The organism is Aestuariimicrobium sp. G57 (genome assembly GCF_050110855.1).
Classification (GTDB): Bacteria; Actinomycetota; Actinomycetes; order Propionibacteriales; family Propionibacteriaceae; genus Aestuariimicrobium.
Genome location: NZ_JBNINW010000003.1, coordinates 447483 through 465869, shown reverse-complemented (window position 1 = coordinate 465869; position 18387 = coordinate 447483). Strand labels below are relative to the sequence as shown.

General features: G+C 68.2%; 18 protein-coding genes. 15 read left to right on the top strand and 3 right to left on the bottom strand.

What is annotated here, in order from left to right:
* The first annotated feature begins 43 nt into the window (after positions 1-43).
* Entirely contained in the window at positions 44-889 is an 846-nt protein-coding gene (locus ACQCX5_RS09265) for an SDR family oxidoreductase (protein WP_434541740.1), read from the top strand.
* 10 nt (positions 890-899) lie between these two features.
* Here ACQCX5_RS09265 and ACQCX5_RS09260 read toward each other — a convergent pair whose 3' ends face one another.
* The 3 genes from ACQCX5_RS09260 to hrpB form a co-directional block, all read right to left on the bottom strand.
* The gene (locus tag ACQCX5_RS09260; RefSeq protein WP_434541739.1) at positions 900-1490 is read right to left on the bottom strand and encodes a DUF664 domain-containing protein; all 591 of its coding nucleotides are present in this window, start codon (positions 1488-1490) and stop codon (positions 900-902) included.
* A 114-nt stretch (positions 1491-1604) separates the two neighbouring features.
* Positions 1605-2075, bottom strand: a complete 471-nt coding sequence (locus tag ACQCX5_RS09255; RefSeq protein WP_434541738.1) for a hypothetical protein — start codon at positions 2073-2075, stop codon at positions 1605-1607.
* Between the two features lie 26 nt (positions 2076-2101).
* Entirely contained in the window at positions 2102-4657 is a 2556-nt protein-coding gene (gene hrpB, locus ACQCX5_RS09250; protein ID WP_434541903.1) for an ATP-dependent helicase HrpB, read from the bottom strand.
* Between hrpB and ACQCX5_RS09245 the strand changes: the two genes are divergently transcribed.
* The 14 genes from ACQCX5_RS09245 (at position 4650) to ACQCX5_RS09180 (ending at position 18342) form a co-directional block, all read left to right on the top strand.
* Positions 4650-5210: a hypothetical protein gene (locus tag ACQCX5_RS09245; RefSeq protein WP_434541737.1), complete on the top strand. Its 561-nt coding sequence runs from the start codon at positions 4650-4652 to the stop codon at positions 5208-5210. The two genes, hrpB and ACQCX5_RS09245, sit on opposite strands and share 8 nt — an antisense overlap.
* A gap of 40 nt (positions 5211-5250) precedes the next feature.
* Entirely contained in the window at positions 5251-6324 is a 1074-nt protein-coding gene (locus ACQCX5_RS09240) for an SGNH/GDSL hydrolase family protein (RefSeq protein WP_434541736.1), read from the top strand.
* Between the two features lie 254 nt (positions 6325-6578).
* A complete protein-coding gene (locus ACQCX5_RS09235) occupies positions 6579-7061 on the top strand; it encodes a hypothetical protein (protein ID WP_434541735.1) in 483 nt (160 codons plus the stop codon).
* A complete protein-coding gene (locus ACQCX5_RS09230; protein ID WP_434541734.1) occupies positions 7052-7627 on the top strand; it encodes a hypothetical protein in 576 nt (191 codons plus the stop codon). Before ACQCX5_RS09235 ends, ACQCX5_RS09230 begins: the two co-directional genes overlap by 10 nt.
* 126 nt (positions 7628-7753) lie before the next feature.
* Positions 7754-7903, top strand: a complete 150-nt coding sequence (locus ACQCX5_RS09225) for a hypothetical protein (RefSeq protein WP_434541616.1) — start codon at positions 7754-7756, stop codon at positions 7901-7903.
* A 235-nt stretch (positions 7904-8138) separates the two neighbouring features.
* Positions 8139-9224: an extracellular solute-binding protein gene (locus ACQCX5_RS09220; RefSeq protein WP_434541733.1), complete on the top strand. Its 1086-nt coding sequence runs from the start codon at positions 8139-8141 to the stop codon at positions 9222-9224.
* 87 nt (positions 9225-9311) lie between these two features.
* Positions 9312-10322, top strand: coding sequence for an ABC transporter ATP-binding protein (locus ACQCX5_RS09215; protein ID WP_434541732.1), 1011 nt, complete (start codon positions 9312-9314; stop codon positions 10320-10322).
* Positions 10319-12085 (top strand): ABC transporter permease, encoded by a 1767-nt coding sequence (locus ACQCX5_RS09210; protein ID WP_434541731.1) that lies wholly within the window; start codon positions 10319-10321, stop codon positions 12083-12085. Before ACQCX5_RS09215 ends, ACQCX5_RS09210 begins: the two co-directional genes overlap by 4 nt.
* Complete coding sequence (locus ACQCX5_RS09205) at positions 12082-12897, top strand: glycerophosphodiester phosphodiesterase family protein (RefSeq protein ID WP_434541730.1); 816 nt, start codon at positions 12082-12084, stop codon at positions 12895-12897. Before ACQCX5_RS09210 ends, ACQCX5_RS09205 begins: the two co-directional genes overlap by 4 nt.
* Positions 12898-13926: a LacI family DNA-binding transcriptional regulator gene (locus ACQCX5_RS09200; protein ID WP_434541729.1), complete on the top strand. Its 1029-nt coding sequence runs from the start codon at positions 12898-12900 to the stop codon at positions 13924-13926.
* A gap of 1 nt (position 13927) precedes the next feature.
* Positions 13928-14824, top strand: a complete 897-nt coding sequence (locus ACQCX5_RS09195) for a metallophosphoesterase (RefSeq protein WP_434541728.1) — start codon at positions 13928-13930, stop codon at positions 14822-14824.
* 75 nt (positions 14825-14899) lie between these two features.
* A complete protein-coding gene (locus tag ACQCX5_RS09190; RefSeq protein ID WP_434541727.1) occupies positions 14900-15604 on the top strand; it encodes a DUF6518 family protein in 705 nt (234 codons plus the stop codon).
* Positions 15605-15800: 196 nt separating this feature from the next.
* The gene (dnaK, locus tag ACQCX5_RS09185; protein ID WP_434541726.1) at positions 15801-17666 is read left to right on the top strand and encodes a molecular chaperone DnaK; all 1866 of its coding nucleotides are present in this window, start codon (positions 15801-15803) and stop codon (positions 17664-17666) included.
* Positions 17667-17790: 124 nt separating this feature from the next.
* Entirely contained in the window at positions 17791-18342 is a 552-nt protein-coding gene (locus tag ACQCX5_RS09180) for a nucleotide exchange factor GrpE (protein WP_434541725.1), read from the top strand.
* The last annotated feature ends 45 nt before the right edge of the window (positions 18343-18387 follow it).

Here is an 18387-nt window from a genome sequence, read left to right as displayed (position 1 = left end):
CAGGGGTGCTGCCGACGGCTGCGCCGAGGGGCACAATCGGAAGATGACGACCGTCGCGATCACCGGTGCCACCGGATACCTCGGTGGCCAGGTCGCGCGCCAGCTCGACGACGCCGGCCTGTCACCGCGCCTGGTGGTGCGCGACCCCACGAGCCCCCGGATGCCGCACCTGCCAGGGGTGCGCGACGTACGCGGGGCCGGCTACGGCGAACACGCCGCAGCGGTGACGGCACTCAGGGGCGTTGACCTGCTGTTCATGGTCTCGGCCTCCGAGAGCGCCGACCGGTTGACCCAGCATCGGTCCTTCGTGGCGGCCGCCGCCGAGGCGGGGGTTCGGCATGTGGTCTACACCTCGTTCCAGGGCGCTGCCCCGGATGCGACCTTCACCCTGGCCCGTGACCACTGGGCCACCGAGCAGGCAATCCGCGACTCGGGCATGGCGTACACGTTTCTGCGGGACAGCTTCTACCTCGACTTCCTGCCACACCTGGCCGACGAGTCCGGGGTGATCCGGGGGCCGGCGGGCGACGGTCGAGTCGCGGCCGTGGCCAGAGCGGACGTCGTCCGGGTGGCAGCGCAGGTGCTGTGTGACCCGGGAGCTCACCACAACGTTGCATATGACCTCACCGGCCGCGAGGCGTTGACGCTCGACGAGGCGGCGCAGATCATCAGCCAGAGCACGGGGCGCCACGTCACGTACGTGCGGGAGTCGGTCGAACAGGCCCATCGGTCACGCGCCCGGCTGCAGGCCCCGGCGTGGCAGGTCGAGGCGTGGGTCTCGACCTACCTGGCGATCGCTGCGGGTGAGGTGGCGGCGGTCTCGACGGCGGTGCACGACATCACGGGGCGTGAGCCGCTGACGTTGAAGCAGGTGTTGGCGGCACGTTAGATGTAGCGGCTCAGGCCCACGCCGCCGGCGGGGTCCACTCGTCGTCCGGGTCTTCACCCACCCGTCCGTCGACTGCCTCACGGATCAGGTCGGCATGCCCCGTGTGGCGGCCGAGTTCTTCGATGAAGTCGCTGATGCAGCGCCGCACGCTCAGGTGCACGCCGTCCCACTCCTGGTGCGCCTGGGCGTCGAGCCGGTCCGCCGCGATGATCTCGGCCATCCGTCGTCGTGAACGTATGACCGACTGGTCGTACAGGTCGTAGAGCTGCTCGGCGGTGTCGTCGTCGGTGAGGGTGAACTGCCACACGGCGGGGTCGACGTCGTCGAGTGCGCTGAGCCATGCCTCGGGCGGTTCGCCGTTGATGCGCCAGGCAAAGATGTCGTCCTCGCACACGGCCAGGTGTTTCAGCAGCACGCCGATGCTGAGCATCGACGGCGGCAGGGTCTGGCCCAGTTGTTCGCGGGTCAGCCCGTCGGCCTTCCAGCGGAACGTGTAGCGCAGCCGGTCGAGCATGCCCGCCAGGTGCTGGGCGTCCGACCCGGCCAGGGGAGGTTCCCAGACGGGGGTCTTCGGTGGGTCGGGTCGTTCTTGGTCTGCCATGACCCCACGCTACGTTGGGTCGCCCCGAAGCAGCGTGCAATCAAACGGGGAAATCTGCGTCCAGGCCGCAGTTTTCCCTGTGTGAGTGCACGAAACTTCGCGCACCGGTGACACCTACTCCATACCCACGCCCAACGCCCGGATGACCAGTTCGCGCACACGCGCCTCGTTCTCGTCGTTCCACTCGGTGATGGCATACGCCGTCGCCCACATCGAACCGTCGTCGAGCTGGGCGGTGTCGTTGAAGCCGATGTGCCCGTAGCGGCTCTTGAACTTGCCCGCAAACTGCCAGAAGATCGTCACCTCTTTGCCCCGGCCGTACGCGGGAAATCCGTACCAGGTGCGGGCGGTCACGTCCGGTGCGACCTCCTTGACGATCCGGTGCAGCCCCTCGCCGATGGCGCGGTCGCTGTCGTCCATGGCCGCCAGTGCGGCGAGCACGTCGTCCTCGGTGTTCTTACCCTTGGCGGTGCGGCGCTTCTCGGCGGCGGCCTGTTTGATGGCCGCGCGTTCCTCGGCGCTGAAGCTGCCGTCGTCCGTGCCCGCCTTCTTCGCCGCCGTCTTCTTTGCTGGTTCGTCACTCATGGTTCCGATCCTGCCACCGCCGGCCCTCAGCGGCCCGAGTTCTTCGTACCCCGTTTCGGTGGGGCGGTCAGTGGGTCGTCGGGCCACGGGTGTTTGCTGTAGCGGCCGCGGTTCTCGGCCCGCACTTGCGGGTAGGCGTTGACCCAGAACGAGGCCAGGTCGTCGGTCACTGCCAGCGGACGACGCGCTGGCGACAGCAGGTGCATCAACACCGGCACGCGGCCATCCACGAGGCGTGGCGTTTCGACCATGCCGAAGCATTCCTGCAGCTTGACCGCGCACACCACCCGGTCGTGCGGGTCGGCCGGGTAGTCGAGCCTGATCTTCGACCCGGACGGCACCTCGAGTCGTTCAGGCGCCAGCTCGTCGAGGCGTCCGGCCGCGGGCCAGGGCAGCAGCCGGCGCAGCGCGGTGACCCGGTCGAGCCGTTCGGCCGGGGTGCCCTCGGCCAGGCGGTCGAGTTCTGGGCCCAGCCACTCGTCGGCCCTGGCCAGCAGCGAGGTGTCGTCGACGGCGGGCCAGGGGTCACCGATGACCTGGTGCAGCAGTGCCAGCCGCCGGCGCAGCGCTTCGACCGCATCGTCCCAGCCCAGTACCACCTGCAATCCTTGCTCTGCCAACCCATGCCGGACGGCTGCGCGGCCGAGTGCGCGGTCGGGTCGCATGGGCGTCTCGGTCAGCACGATGGCTCCCAGTCGCTTCACCCGCCGTGCCGCCACCTTGCCGTTCACCCAGGTTGCCGTCGTGTCGTCGACCAGCAGTGCCCCGGCCGCCGGGAGTGCGTCGTCCTGGGTGATGGGTGCCGCCGTACGCACCAGTGCCCGTTCGCCGACCCGGGACATCTCGGCCACCGCCAGCCATTCCTGTCCCCGCAGCCGGGAGTCCCGGGGCAGTTCGACGCCGGTGCCCGAGGCCAGCAGGTAGTCATCGCCGCTGCCACGCCGCCTGGCCACCCGATCGGGGAACGCGGCCGCGACCACGCGTGCGACCACCTGGTCGTCCTCGATCCCGGTCGTGCGCGGCGAGTCGGTGACCAGTCTGGCGAGTCGTTTCGCCTCGTGCTTCCACCCCGCCGGCCCGGACGAGCGTGCCGCGCGCCAGGCCGCGACCAGGTCGGCGCCCTCGGCCCGGACATCCGAGGCCAGCAGCGCCACGACTTCGGCCGCCTGCTGCGCACCGACCTGGGGGGCTGCCGTCAACAGCGCGCGGCCCAGTCGGGGCTCCACCGGCATCCAGGCCAGGCGTCGTCCAAGGTCGGTGGCCCCACCGTCGGGGTCAAGGGCGCCCAGCCCCGTGAGGGTCTCGGTGGCGGCGGCCAACGCAGCTGCCGGGGGCGGGTCGGGCAGGGCCAGGCCGACCCCGCCGGGGGAGCCCCACACCGCCAGGTCGAGCGCGGCCTGGGTGAGGTCGGCGGTAAGCATCTCGGCGGGGGTGAAGCGGCGCATGCCGGCCCAGTCCGATTCGGGGAAGCACCGCACCACCAGCCCGGGCCCGAGGCGCGCGGCGCGTCCGGCCCGCTGCTCGGCCGACGCGCGGGCCTCGCTGACGGTGACGAGCCCGGTCATGCCACGACCGGCGTCGAAGCGGGGCTCGCGGGACAGGCCCGAATCGACCACCGCGCGCACGCCCGGCACGGTCAGCGACGATTCGGCGACCGAGGTGGCCACGACCACGCGGCGTTCACCGGCGCCGTGCAGCACCCGGTCCTGCGCGCGGACGTCGAGCGAGCCGTGCAGGGCCTCGGCGGTGACGCCCCGTATACGCAGGCGCTGGACGACCTGGTCGCATTCGCGGGCGCCGGGGGCAAAGACGAGGACGGCGGCATCGGGGGCATCCTGGCTTGCCAGGGCCAGTTCGGCGTGGGTGGCGAGGTGGTCGAGGAAGGCGGGGGTGACGCCGCGGGCGTCGAGTCGTGGGGTTGGGCTGGGGGCCCAGGTGACCTCGAGCGGGTGCAGGTCGGCGGCCACCGCGACCACCGGCGCGTCGTCGAGCAGTGCCGCCCAGCGGTCTGCGTCGAGGGTGGCCGACATGACCACCAGCTGCAGTTCTGGACGAAGCTGGCGAAGCTCGACCAGCATCGCGAACGCGAGGTCGGTGTCCAGGGCGCGCTCATGCACCTCGTCGAGGACGACGGCATCGATGCCCGTCAGGTCGGGGTCGCTGAGCAGCCGGCGCAGCAGCACACCGGCGGTGCAGAACTCGACCCGCGTGTCGCGGTTGACCTGCTGGTCGCCCCGCACCACATAGCCGACCTCGTGGCCCAGGTTCGTCCGGGAGAGCTCGGCCAGCCGGCGGGCAGCGGCCTTCGCGGCGACCCGGCGGGGCTGGGTGACCACGACGCGCCCGGCGACCCGGTTGGCGAGCACGGGGGGCACGAGGGTGGTCTTGCCGGTGCCGGGCGGGGCCTGGATGACTGCCGTCGAGGTCTGGTCGAGTGCGGCGTTGAGGGGTGTGATGGCGGCGGCCACGGGCAGGCCGTGCCCGATTGCAGACAGGTTGAAGGGAGTCAGCGCCACGGGTCCAGTCTGGCAGGGTCGTCGCGGGGCGGTGATCCGGTGATGGGACGATGTCGGGGTGTACATCGACGTGCGCCGCTTCATTGCCCTGCTGCTGCTCTGGTCGGGGCGCGCCCTGCTCCTGGGTGCACCTGTCTACGCGCTGGTGTGCCGGTACGTCTTCAAAGGTTGGCCGGGAGTGCCGCGGGATGACGGCGCGGTCATGCCGGCCAGCTACGACGCCCTCATACTGATGGGATTCATTCTGGGGGCGGTATTCCTGTTGCTGGTGCTGCCCATTGGCTCGGGCTCGTTGGCCACGGTGCAGGGCTCAGTGCTGTGGGTGCGGACGGTGTCCGGTCCCAAGAGCGTCGCGCTGGATGGCGCGAGAGTGAGCATCTGGGCCTTGCCGGGCAGGGGATGGGGCACGCTCATGACCTCGGTGCGCCAGGGCTGGCGCTGGGTTGTCGTCGCGGAGTCGGGGTTCTGGGACAGGCCACCAGCCCTGCGGTTGATGCCCGGCGCACCGGTCACCTGGTTGTCGTGGGTCAAGGGTGTGGGATTCATCGTCGTTTCGGTGGTGAGCGCCTTCATCGGCATGATCGTGATGTTGTTGCTGGCCGGTGACTCGCTCGAGTGAATACCTGACAGGTGTCCGTGGGCGGGGCATGCTGTCACTCGTGTCCCCTCAACACCGCCTCCTCGGGCTGCTGGCGACAGCCATCCTGCTGGTGTCCACGACGCTGTTCGCAGCGCCTGCCCATGCCGCCACCCTGCGCTATGCCGCGCTGGGTGACTCCTATTCCGCCGGCGTCGGTGCCGGCGGTTCGATCAACGACTGCTACCAGTCCCAGAAGGGTTACCCGGCGTTGATCGCGTCGTCCACCGGGTGGGTGCTCGACTACCGCGCATGCTCAGGTGCCGTCGTCAACGACGTGCGGACGAAGCAATTGCCGGGCGTCTCGTCAACGACCAACAAAATCACCATCTCGGTCGGTGGCAATGACATCGGCTTCGCCGACACGCTGACCGAATGCGCCAAGCCGGGCTGGATGAGCAATTGCGATGCAAAGATCGACTACACCGAATCGCTGATCAACAACACCCTGCCCGGGCGGTTGAAGGTGCTGTACGGCGAGATTCGGACGAAAGCGCCGAATGCCCAGGTGGTCGTGGTGGGCTATCCGCGCCTGTTCAACGGCACGGACTGCAATATCCTCACCTTCTTCAGCTCCGCCGAGATGACGCGGACCAACGCGCTGGCGGACCGGCTCAACGTCGTGACCGGTGCGCAGGCGGGCTACAAGGGGTTTGCGTACTCCGATCCGCGGGTCGCGTTCACGGGTCACGCATGGTGCGACAGCCAGGCCTGGATCAACGGCCTCACCTGGAACCTCACGGACAGCTACCACCCGAATGCCGCCGGCAATGTCGCCTATGCCCAGTTGGTCAGCGGCAAGTTGGGTGTACGCACCACCTACGCGGTGACGACTGCGTCGACGAGCGTGGGGACGAGCGAGCTGACGGCCGAGCAGGCCAGTCAGCTGGTGCCTGACCTGGCGTCGTCCGAGAATCTGGTGAAGGCGCAGCGGGCTGGCATTTCGGTGGCCCAGATCAAGCAACTGGATGCCGCGCTGCGTTCAGGCAACAAGGCCCGGGCCAATCAGGCGGTCAAGCAGCTGCATGCGCTTGACGCACAATTTGCCGCGAAGAAGGTGCTGACCACCACTGGGCCGATCACTGCCGATCGGTGATCGACTGAAAGCAACCAAAGCCTCGCTGTCAGGGAGTCCGGGAAAATTGGTCCGGAATTCTTTGTCGCGGGGCTTTTGTTGCGCCCGGCGAACGTCTAGAATTGGAACGCGGGTTCGAATCAACGGTTGCGGGATGGGGTGGTGACGCAGTGGAGCGTGAGGATGTTTCTGAGTCGGTGAAGCGGGCGATGGTGGTTGGTTTGCGTGAGGCTCATGTGGCGCAGTGGCGGGCTGAGGCGGAGTCGTTCCGGTTGATGACTGAGGTGGCGGGGTTGTATTTCGTGGTGCCCGGTGGTGGGTCGGGGTCGGTGCTGGCTGGGGAGCGTCTGGAGGCGTTGGGTGGTGAGGGGGTGCCGTTGGTGGCTGAGTTCTGTGTGGTTGAGGTGGCGCCGGTGCTGGGGTTGACCACGGATTATGTGCGGGCGACGATGGCGTCTGCGCTTGATCTGCGTTACCGGTTGCCGCGGACGTATGAGTTGGTGATGGCGGGTCGGTTGCGGGTGTGGCAGGGCCGACAGGCAGCGGCGATCACCCACCAGCTGTCGCGGGCGGTGTGTGCCCGGGTGGATGAGGAGTTGTCGGCGTTGGTGGGGCCGATGCCGTGGTCGCGGTTGGAGAAGGGGCTGCGGGCGCCCATGCAGCGGGTCGTCGCCGGCGTCGGGTCGAGTTCGGCCAGTCGGAGGACGGCATCACCGATGTGGTGGGGTTCCTGGATGCGGGTGATGCGGTGTTCCTGAATGCGCAGTTGTCGCGGATTGCGGGGATCCTGCGCGAGGGTGGGAGTGCCGAGAGTCTGGAGGTGCGGCGGGCGGTGGCGTTGGGGGTGTTGGCCTCGCCGGCGCGGGCGTTGCAGTTGTTGCAGGCCTCCCTGACCGAGGAGTTGCCGGAGGGTCTTGACCCCGGGTGCCCGGCGCGGGGGCAGCGGGGGCATGTGTGTGGGCAGGTGGCGGTGGACCCGGACCGGTTGTTGCCCAAGGTCGAGCTGGTCGTCCACCTCACCGACCAGACCCTCGCGTCGGGTGAGGGGCTGGCGCGGTGCACCACGTCGGGGCCGGGGCGGTTGGCGGCGGGTCCGTTGTTGGCGGGGTGGGTGAAGGACCTGGTGGGGCATGCGCGGGTGACCGTGCGTCCGGTGTTGGACCCGGACGGGGTGGCACCAGTGGATTCCTACGAGGTGCCCGCGAGCATGCGGCGGGTGGTGGGCTTGCGGAGCCCGCACGAGGTGTTCCCGTTCGCGAAGCGGGTGAGTTTCGGGTTGGACCTGGACCATACGAGGCCGTGGGAGTCGTCGAGGCGGGCGTAGGTCGACCAGCAGGGTTCCCCGGTCGGTGCCGGTGAGGGTGTGGTGGGGCAGCCGTTGACCAGGACCGACAATTTGGGGCCGTTGTCGCGGCGGGTGAATCGGGCGAAAACCCATGGCGGGTGGCGGTTGACCCAGCCCGCGTCGGGGGTGTTCTTGTGGACCTCGCCGTTGGGGTTCGGCTACCTGGTCACCCCGAGCCAGTCCTGGATGATCACTGACCCGACCGGCCGGATCCTGCCGAAACACGGCACCGCTGCAGTACCCCAGATCGCCTGACCAGCGGTCGTCTGAGGCGTCTTCACCAGCTCGATCATCTGATACCCGCTCCGACACCCGCCTGGGCCACGCCCGGGCGGGCCATCGGCATGCCCTGCACTGAGAGTTCACCTTGGTGTTGCCCCGAGGTCTTGTCATGTTCACGGGCGTCGGTCACGATGATGCCTGGGGGGAGCGCTCCCCCCATCGTTGACTAGGCACTTCATTCACCGTCACACCAACAAGAGGACCCCCCATGACGAAGATGCGCACGGCCTCCGCCGTTGTTGCTGCCCTGTTGTCCTTGTCTCTGGCCGCCTGCTCGTCGGGGTCGGGCAAGGCTGCCGACCCCGCGTCCACCCCTGCAGCCGCTGTCGGCGGCAAGCTCGTCGTCTACACCAACTCGAACGCCGACGGCCGCGCCGAGTGGCTGACCGCACAGGCCAAGAAGGCGGGCTTCGACATCCAGGTCGTTGGCCAGGGCGGCGGCGACACCACCAACAAGCTGATCGCCGAGAAGAACAACCCCGTTGCCGATGTGGTGTTCGGGCTGAACAACATGTACTTCGAGCAGCTCGAGGCTGCCAAGGTGCTCACCGACTACACGCCGTCATGGTCGGGCCATGTCGACCCGAAGCTCGGCGACGACGACGAGGGCAAGACCTACTGGCCGGTGGTGAAACAGGGCATCCTGCTGACCTACAACTCCGGCGCGTACAAGACCCCCGCCGACGCCCCGCAGGACTGGCTCGACCTGTGGAACAACCCGAAGTTCAAGGGCCGCTACCAGACCGAGACCGGTCTGGGCGGAGCCACCACGCAGCTCGTGTTCGCCGGAATCCTGACCCGCTACAAGGACCCCAACGGCGAGCTGGGTGTCTCGGACGAGGGCTGGAAGCAGATCAAGGGCTACTTCGACAACGGCAACCCCGCTGAGAAGGGCGTCGACCTGTTCGCCCGCATGCAGAAGGGCACCGTCGACATGGGTCAGATGTGGTCCTCGGGCCTGCCCAAGTTCCAAAAGACCTACGGCATCCAGGCCGGTGTGGTGAGGCCGGCCGTCGGCGTCCCGTTCGCCGTCGAGCAGGTCTCGCTGGTCAAGGGCAGCAAGAACGAGGACCAGGCCAAGAAGTTCATCGACTGGTTCGGCTCGGCCGAGGTGCAGGGCGCCTGGACCAAGGAGTTCAACTCCATGCCGGCCAACAGCGAGGCTGTCAAGGCCACTGACCCGGCCATCGTCGAGTTCCACAACGGCCTGACCCCGCAGCAGATCGACTGGAAGTTCGCGACCGAGAACATGTCGAAGTGGATCGAGAAGATCGAGCTCGAGTACATGAAGTGAGCCGGGGCACCAGTTCCCGCTGACACACCGGCGGCGGGGTGCTCGCCCACGCGACCACCCCGCCGCATCCCGCAAGGAGTTGCAGCCATGATCACCTTTGACGGCGTCGAAGTCACCTACGGGACCTTCACTGCCATCCCCCAACTCGACCTGACCATCCGCAAGGGCGAGTTCTTCACGCTGCTCGGGCCATCGGGTTGCGGCAAGACGACCGCGCTGCGCAGCCTGGCAGGGCTCACCACCCCGAGCGCCGGACGCATCAGCATCGAGGGACGCGACGTCACCACCCTGGCGCCCGACAAGCGGCAGATCGGCATGGTCTTCCAGAACTACGCGCTGTTCCCCTCGATGAACGTCGCCGACAACATCGAGTTCGGGCTGCGGGTGCGCCGCGACGGCAGGCACGAACGCGCCCAGCGGGTGCGCGAGGCCGCCGACCTGGTCGAACTGAGCCAGGCCCAACTCGTCAAGAACCTCGACGAACTCTCCGGTGGGCAACAGCAACGGGTTGCGATCGCCCGCGCGCTGGTGCTGCAACCCAAGATTCTGCTGCTCGACGAGCCGCTGTCGAACCTGGACGCCAAGCTGCGCCAGCAGATGCGCGGCCAGCTCAAGAAGCTGCAGGCCGAGGTCGGCATCACCACCGTCTACGTCACCCACGACCAGGACGAGGCGCTGGCCATGTCTGACCGGATTGCCGTGTTCAACCGCGGCCGGGTCGAACAGGTCGGCACCCCTCAAGAGGTCTATGACCAGCCCACCAGCGAGTTCGTCTGCACCTTTGTGGGGGAGTCCTCCCCGCTGGGCGCCGACCTGCTGCAGGTGCTTTTCCCAGGCGCCCAGCTGGCCGGACCCGCGTTCCTGCGCGAAGAGAGGGCGAGCATGGTCGAGCTGTCGGATGCCGTGCCCGTTGTTGCGCAGGTCGAACTGGCGTCCTACCACGGCACCCACACCACCTACACCGTGCAGGCCCACGACACGTACTTGCGGGTGATGAGCTTCGATCGCGGCATGCGACGCGATCAGGGCGACCAGGTGCGGGTGTGGATCCGCCCCGCAGACGTGCTGCAGTACCCGCCCGCGCAGGAGGACCGATGAGCACCCTGCCCCCGCTGGTACCTGCCCCCCGTCGCAATCGAGACCCGCGCAGCGTGGTCGCGATGCTGCGTTCACCGCTGGTGCTGGTCGTCATGGTCATCGCCAGCTGGTTCGTGGTGGCGCTGCTGGTCTGGCCGAACCTCAACATGCTGGTCGCAACCTTCGTCCAGGACGGGCACTTCAGCTGGTCGGCTGTCGAACGGTTGTCGAGCTCGCCGCGCGCCATGAAGGCGCTCGGCAACAGCTTCCTGCTGGCGGTACTGCTGTCGATCAGCACCAACATCGTGGGCGTGTTCATCGTCCTGGTCACCCGCTTCTTCGCCATCCGCGGTGCCCGGGTGCTGTGGCTGGGCTATGCCACCACCTTCATCTACGGCGGCATCGTGCTGGCCGCCGCGTACAAGCTGATCTACGGCAGCGATGGCGTCATCGGACGCTTCGTCGCCGAGGTCATTCCAGGCCTGGGCGCCGACTGGTTCACCGGGCTCCCCGCCGTGCTGTTCACGATGACCCTGGCCACCACCACCAACCACCTGCTGTTCGTCAGCGCCGCGGTCTCGGGGCTGGACGGGCAGATGCTCGAGGCGGCTCGGATGATGGGTGCCAGCACGTGGACGGTACTGCGCCGGATCGTGCTGCCGATGATGCGCCCGGTGCTGTTCGCCACCACGATCCTGTCGTTCCTGACCGGTCTGGGTGCTCTGTCGGCTCCCCAGGTGCTGGGTGGACGCGAGTTCCAGACCATTGCCCCGATGATCCTCACCTTCTCAAGCTCGACCACCTCGCGCGACATCGCGGCGCTGCTGGCGATTGTGCTGGGCCTGGCCACCATCGTCCTGCTGGCGGTGCTGATGCGCGTCGAGCGCAAGGGCACCTACTTCTCCGTGGCCAAGGTGTCGAGCCGGCTCGTCAAGCAGCGCATCGCCAACCCGGTGGCCAACGCCGTGGTGCACGTGGTGGCGTGGCTGCTGTGGGTGCTCTACGTGTTGCCGGTAGTGCTGATTGTGCTGCTCTCGTTCATGCCCCCCGAGGCGGCCGGCACCGGCCGGCTCGACTTCGGCGCCATGAGCCTGCAGAACTACCAGCGGGTGCTCACCCAGAGTGATGCCCTGCGCCCGTTCCTGGTCAGCATCGTCTATTCCGGACTTGCCGCGCTGGTGGTGACGGCCGGCATGATCCTGGTCAGTTGGATTGCCGGCCGCTACCGCAACTGGCTGACGGTGGCGCTGGAATACCTGCTGCACATCCCGTGGATCCTGCCGGCCACCATGATCGCGCTGGGGCTGATCATGAGCTATGACCACGCCAACCCACTCATGGGGGGATTGGTGCTCACCGGCACCCCGATCATCCTGCTGCTGGCCTACGTCATCGTGAAGATTCCCTTCACCCTGCGCATGCTCAAGGCAGCGTTCGCCTCGATCAACGGTTCGCTCGAAGAGGCCGCCTCGCTGATGGGGGCCGGCAAGCTCACCATCCTGCGCAGGATCCTGCTGCCGGCCGTGCTGCCCGCGGCCGCCGCAGTCACCGCGCTGAACTTCAACAGCCTGCTGGACGACTACGACACCGCCGTGTTCCTGGCCCATCCGCTGTACCAGCCCCTCGGCCTGGTCATCCAGTCCAACACGACGGGCACGGTCGGCCCTGAAGCAACCTCCAATGTCTTCGTCTACACCGTGCTGCTCATGCTGATCACGGGCTCCATCATGTGGCTGGTCCACGGCCGCACCGGCGCCCGGTCCAGCGAAGGGCCCGCCCGATGACCCTGTCAGCGACGGACGCCCCGACAGTGCGCTGCGTCGCCCACCGGGGGACACCCGGTGGGCTGGTTCCCGAGAACACCGCCGCCTCTGCGCTGGTGGCGCTGCGCTCGGGGGCCGACGCCATCGAGGTCGACGTGTCGGTGACCACCGACGGGGCGGTGCTGGCCTTCCACGACGGTCTGGAGCGCGAACAACTCGGCATCGTCGAGAACATCACCACCCTCACCGCGGCCCAGGTGGGGCAGGTGCCCTACATGCGCGGACAGTTGGCCGGGCGGCCCGTCCACGTGCAGTCCCTCGCCACGGTACTGCGGGCCCTGCGGGGCAGTGGCGCCGAGGTGCACGTCGACCGGGCCTGGCCCTGGTGGGCGCACGTGCTGCCGGTGCTGCAGGGTCTCGACATGGACGACCAGGTCGTCATCAAGACCCCCGCCTCGACGCAGCACCTGGCCGCGCTGCAGGCGATGGTCCCGCGCTTCACCGTCGCTGCCATCTGCGCCTCGATCGACGACGTCGCCCGGGCGCTGGCCGCGCCGCTGCCGGTGCGCATCATCGAGCTGGTCTCGCGGGGCTGCGACGACATCCACGACGCCGACCTGATCGGCCGGGTGCACGCGGCCGGGGCGCTGGCGATGGTCAACGCCGAGGTCGTCGGCAGCCCAATGTGGTTGGGCCACGACGACGAGGTCTCGGTGCTCGACCACCCCGACAAGGGCTGGGGTATGTTGATCGACACGGGCTTCGACTACGTCCAGACGGACTTCCCCTGGTTGTTCACCGCCTACCGTGACACCCGCCGAAGGGAGAAATGAGTGGCCGCGGACAGCAGGGAACCCCGCCAACCCACGATGGACGACGTAGCCCTCGCGGCCGGCGTCTCGCGCACCTCGGTCTCGCGGGTCTTCCTGGGCCAGAGCAAGGTGTCCCGAGAGACCATCCGCCGGGTGCGCGAGGTTGCCGACGAGCTCGGTTACGTACCGAACCGGATCGCCTCGGGGCTGGCGTCCGGCGGCTCGAGCACCGTCGGTCTGCTGCTGCGCGACGCCGCCAACCCGGCCTACGGCCTGCTGTTCACACGGTTGCAGCGCGAGGCCCATGAGGCGGGTCTCGACATCATTTCGATGACCATCGCCGAGGACCATCGCGGCCACAAACAGGTGGCCGCGCTCGACCACCTGATCGGTATGCAGGTCTCGGCGCTGATCGTGGCGACTGGTGGCGTGACCAGCGACCAGCTCGATCCGTTCCGCTCCCGGCTGCCGATCATCCGCGCAGGGCGTCCCGAACCGACGACGCGCGTTCACGCGGTCTCCTACGACGAGGTGGACGCCGGGCACCGACTGGGGTCGCTCGTCACCGGCCAGGGCCACCGGCGGGTCGCGGTGCTGCACACCGAGGCTGACGAGTCCTACCCCGAATGGGTGCGCGCCACCGCCATCACTGAGGCGCTCGGTGCCGGCGGCGCCGAGGTTGTCACCCTGCCCGTCCGCCGCGTCGGTGACCAGGTCGAGGCGGCCGTCGACCTTGCCGCCCGGGGGACCGTCTCGGCGATCATGTGCCCATCCGATGCCCGTGCCCTGGACGTGCTGCGGGCACTGCAGGGCCGGGGACTGTCGGCCCCGGACGATGTCAGCGTGACCGGTTGCGATGGCATCATGCCCGGTCTGGACCTGATCGGCCTGACCACCTTTCGGGTGGCCGTCGAGCACCTGGCCCACCGCGCCATCACCAACCTGGTCGGACTGCTGTCCGGCGACATCGATTCCGTCGTCCACGAAGAGGTGGCCGGCACCCTTGTGCCGGGCCGAACCTCGGGACCCCATCACCCGCTGGAGAACTGACTTGCGCCTGTCTGAATACCCCCACCCCGACCACCTGCTGGTCCACGTCTCCGACACCCACTTCGCCGCCGAGCAGGTGAACCCCGCCACGCTGCACGCCCGTGAGCGACTGCAGACCCTCATGTCACGGCTGGCGCAGACGGGACTTCGTCCCGAGGCACTGGTGTTCAGCGGCGACATCGCCGATCGTGGCGAGCCCGACGCCTATGCGATGGTGCGCGAGGTGGTCGATCCTGCCGCCGAGGCGATGGGCGCCAAGGTCATCTGGGTGATGGGCAACCACGACGACCGCGGTGCCTTTCGGGCAGGCCTGATGGGCGAGGCGAGCGCTGACGGCGAGGTCGACCGGGTGGAATGGGTCGGGGGGCTGCGCATCGTGGTGCTCGACAGCACCGTCCCCGGCCACCACTGGGGCGAGGTCACCGAGAGGCAGCGCGGCTGGCTCGCCGAGGTGCTGTCCGAGCCTGCCCCTCAGGGAACCATCCTGGCCATGCACCACCCCCCGGTGCCGTGCGTGCAGGACCTCGCCATCACCGTCGAACTGCGCGACCAGCGACTACTGCGCCCCATCCTGGAGGGCAGCGACGTCCGGGCGATCCTGGGGGGTCACGTGCACTACTCCACCTTCGCGACGTTCGCCGGTATCCCGGTCTCGGTGGCCGCCTCGACCTGTTACACCCAGGACCTGTTCATGCCGGGGCGCGGTACCGCCGGACGGGACGCCGCCCAGGCCCTCAACCTGGTCAGCGTCTACGACAGCACGGTCCTGCACTCGGTCATCCCGATCGATGAGGGCGTCCGGGTCGGGCGTGTGGTGGACGAGCTGTCGACCACCAGGATGCTGGCCGAGGAGGGCGTCGCCCTCGCACCGCGCCGGGGCGAGCTCTTCGCCAGGTGAGGATCGGCTCGGCGTCCCCGAGCGCCGACCCGCGCAACGTGTGCGCTGGTCGTACCCGCCGAGGACCCTGGGCCGATGTGTCAGCCCGAACCGGCTCGTACGCTCGTGATCATGGACGAGGCACGGGTGGGGGACGGGCAGGCAGCGACACGCCGGGCGACGCCACACCCGCTTGTCACATCCGATGCCGCCAACCGCTGGGTGCGGGCCATGTCCTGGGCCGTCTGGCTGGGCTGCCTGGCCCTGCTGACGAACCTCACCACCACAGCCCAGCTCTCCGGCGACGAACCCGTGCTGCTCGCCGCCCGGTTCGCCATCAGCAAGCTGGCCAACGCCGGCGTCGTCTGGGCCGGTGTTTCGGTGTTGGCGGGTTGGCTCGTCCGCCGCCCGGTACAGGCCGCCGTGGCAGGCGTCGCAGCCGGCGAGGTGGCGCTGCTGAGCCACTACCTGCTCGGCCAGCTCATGCACGCCCCGACCTCAGTGATCCAGGGCAATGAGATCTGGCTGCTCGCGGCGGCGCTGTTCGGTGCGCCACTTGGCCTGGTGGGCGCGGCGATGCGTCGTCCCGGCCCGCTCGGCACCTTGGCGGCGCTGGTGGTGCCCCTGGGCGCCATCGCCGAACCCTTCGTGCGGGGCATGTTCGCGACACCCGCGATGCTGCCGTGGCCGGACAGCGCTTCGAGCGCGGTCAGCGGCATGCTGCTGGTGGCTGTGGGGTTGGCGGCGTCGGTGCGGGTGCTGCTCAGGGCTCGTCGGGGTCAATCACCTCGACCCCAGTGATCTGGCGGCCGAAGACCAACTGGCCTGATCAGGAATAACCCTGAGAAAACCATGGTTGAGTCGGGTACACTCAACTTGAACCTTGAGTCTGCGGGGCTCAAGCACTAACGTTGAGTCCGTCAAGCTCAAGCACCGCGTCCCCCGCGGGTCGCGAGAACAACGTCACACGAACACACCATCCCACTGGAGGAAAACCATGGCACGTGCAGTCGGTATCGACCTCGGCACCACCAACTCCGTCGTCGCAGTCCTCGAGGGCGGCGAACCCACCGTCATCCCCAACGCCGAGGGCGCCCGCACGACCCCGTCGGTCGTTGCCTTCGCCAAGGGTGGCGAGGTGCTGGTCGGCGAGGTCGCCAAGCGCCAGGCCGTGACCAACGTCGATCGCACCGTCCGCTCCGTCAAGCGCCACATGGGCACCGACTGGAGCATCAACATCGACGACAAGAACTACAAGCCCCAGCAGATCAGCGCCTTCGTGCTGCAGAAGCTGAAGCGCGACGCCGAGGCCTACCTGGGCGAGTCGGTCACCAACGCCGTGATCACCGTTCCCGCCTACTTCTCGGACGCCGAGCGCCAGGCCACCAAGGAGGCCGGGGAGATCGCCGGTCTGACCGTCGACCGCATCATCAACGAGCCCACCGCCGCCGCGCTGGCCTACGGCCTCGACAAAGAGACCGAACAGACCATCCTCGTGTTCGACCTCGGTGGTGGCACCTTCGACGTGTCGCTGCTCGAGATCAGCGACGGTGTCTTCGAGGTGAAGGCCACCAAGGGCGACAACCGCCTCGGTGGTGACGACTGGGACGCCAAGGTCGTCGAGTGGCTGGTGACGCAGTTCAAGAACAAGAACGGTGTCGACCTGTCGAAGGACAAGATGGCCAGCCAGCGTCTGCGCGATGCTGCTGAGGCCGCCAAGATCGAGCTGTCCAGCGCCCAGAAGACCACGATCAACATCCCCTACATCACCGCATCGGCAGAGGGCCCGCTGCACCTGAACGAAGACCTGACCCGCGCCGACTTCCAGCGCATGACCCAGGACCTGCTCGACCGCTGCCGCGCGCCGTTCAACGCGGTGCTCTCGGACGCCAAGATCGGTGTCGACAAGGTCGACCAGGTGATCATGGTCGGTGGTTCGACCCGCATGCCCGCCGTGACCGACCTGGTCAAGGAACTCGCCGGCAAGGAGCCCCACAAGGGCGTCAACCCGGACGAGGTCGTGGCACTCGGTGCCTCGCTGCAGGCCGGTGTGCTCAAGGGTGAGGTCAAGGACGTGCTGCTGCTCGACGTCACCCCGCTGAGCCTTGGCATTGAGACCAAGGGTGGCGTGATGACCAAGATCATCGAGCGCAACACCACCATCCCGACCAAGCGTTCCGAGGTGTTCACCACCGCTGAGGACAACCAGCCGTCGGTGATGATCCAGGTCTACCAGGGCGAGCGTGACTTCGCCCGCGACAACAAGTCGCTCGGCAACTTCGAGCTCACCGGTCTGATGCCGGCCCCGCGTGGCCTGCCCCAGATCGAGGTCACCTTCGACATCGACGCGAACGGCATCGTCCACGTCTCGGCGAAGGACATGGCCACGGGCAAGGAGCAGTCGATGACCGTGACCGGTGGCTCGGCCCTGAACAAGGACGACATCGAGCGCATGGTCAAGGAGGCCGAGTCGCACGCCGAAGAGGACCGCAAGCGCCGCGAGGCCGTCGAGATGCGCAACGATGCTGACGCCCTGGCGTTCCGCACCGAGAAGCTGCTCGCCGACAACGCCGACTCGATCCCCGCTGACGTCAAGACCCCTGTCGAAGAGGCGCTCACCACGCTGAAGGAGGCCCTGAAGGGCACCGACAACGACGACGAGGTCAAGACCGCCATGGACGACCTGAACACCAAGGCCTCGGCCATGGGCCAGGCCGTCTACGCCGCACAGGCCGCCCAGCAGCAGTCCGCCCAGGCGGAGGACGCTGCCGATGCCCCAGCCGGCGAGCAGACTGGTGACCAGGGCTCGTCCGACGATGATGTGGTCGACGCCGAGATCGTTGACGAGGACAAGAAGGACTGAGTTCGCCGCCTGGCCCACCAGGCACCCCGGACCCACCACCCGCGGGGGCCGGCGTCCAGCACGGAGGCCGGCCCCCCGGGCCACATCCTGACGTTGACGACCAGACAGCGAAGAGAGAAACAGAATGACCGAGAACAACTTTGACGAGCAGGCCCAGGTCACTCCCGAAGCGACACCCGAGGACGACATCGCGACCGGCGAGATCGTCGAGGAGCCCACCCCGGTGACCGACAGTGACCGCGTCGCCGAACTCGAGACCCTGCTCGCGGAGCGCACCGCTGACCTGCAGCGACTGGGTGCGGAATACGTGAACTACAAGAAGCGCGTCGACCGCGACCGCCTGCAGAGCCGCCAGGCCGGCGTTGAATCGGTCGTCCAGGACCTGTTGCCGGTGCTCGACAGCATCGCCCTGGCCCGCCAGCACGAAGACCTCGGCGAGGGTTTCCGGCTGGTTGCCGATGAACTCAACAGGGTGGCCGTCAAGCACGGCCTGGTCGGGTTCGGCGAGGTCGGCGAGGCCTTCGACCCCAACCTGCACGAGGCGCTCATGCAACTGCCGCTGCCCGACGGCACCGAAGTCGACGAACCGACCGTCTCGCAGGTGATGCAGCCCGGCTACATGCTGGGTGATCGCGTGCTGCGTCCGGCCCGTGTCGGCGTCGCGAACCCGGCCTGACCACCATCCACGCAACACTGATCACCACGCACCCGAGGAGGAGAC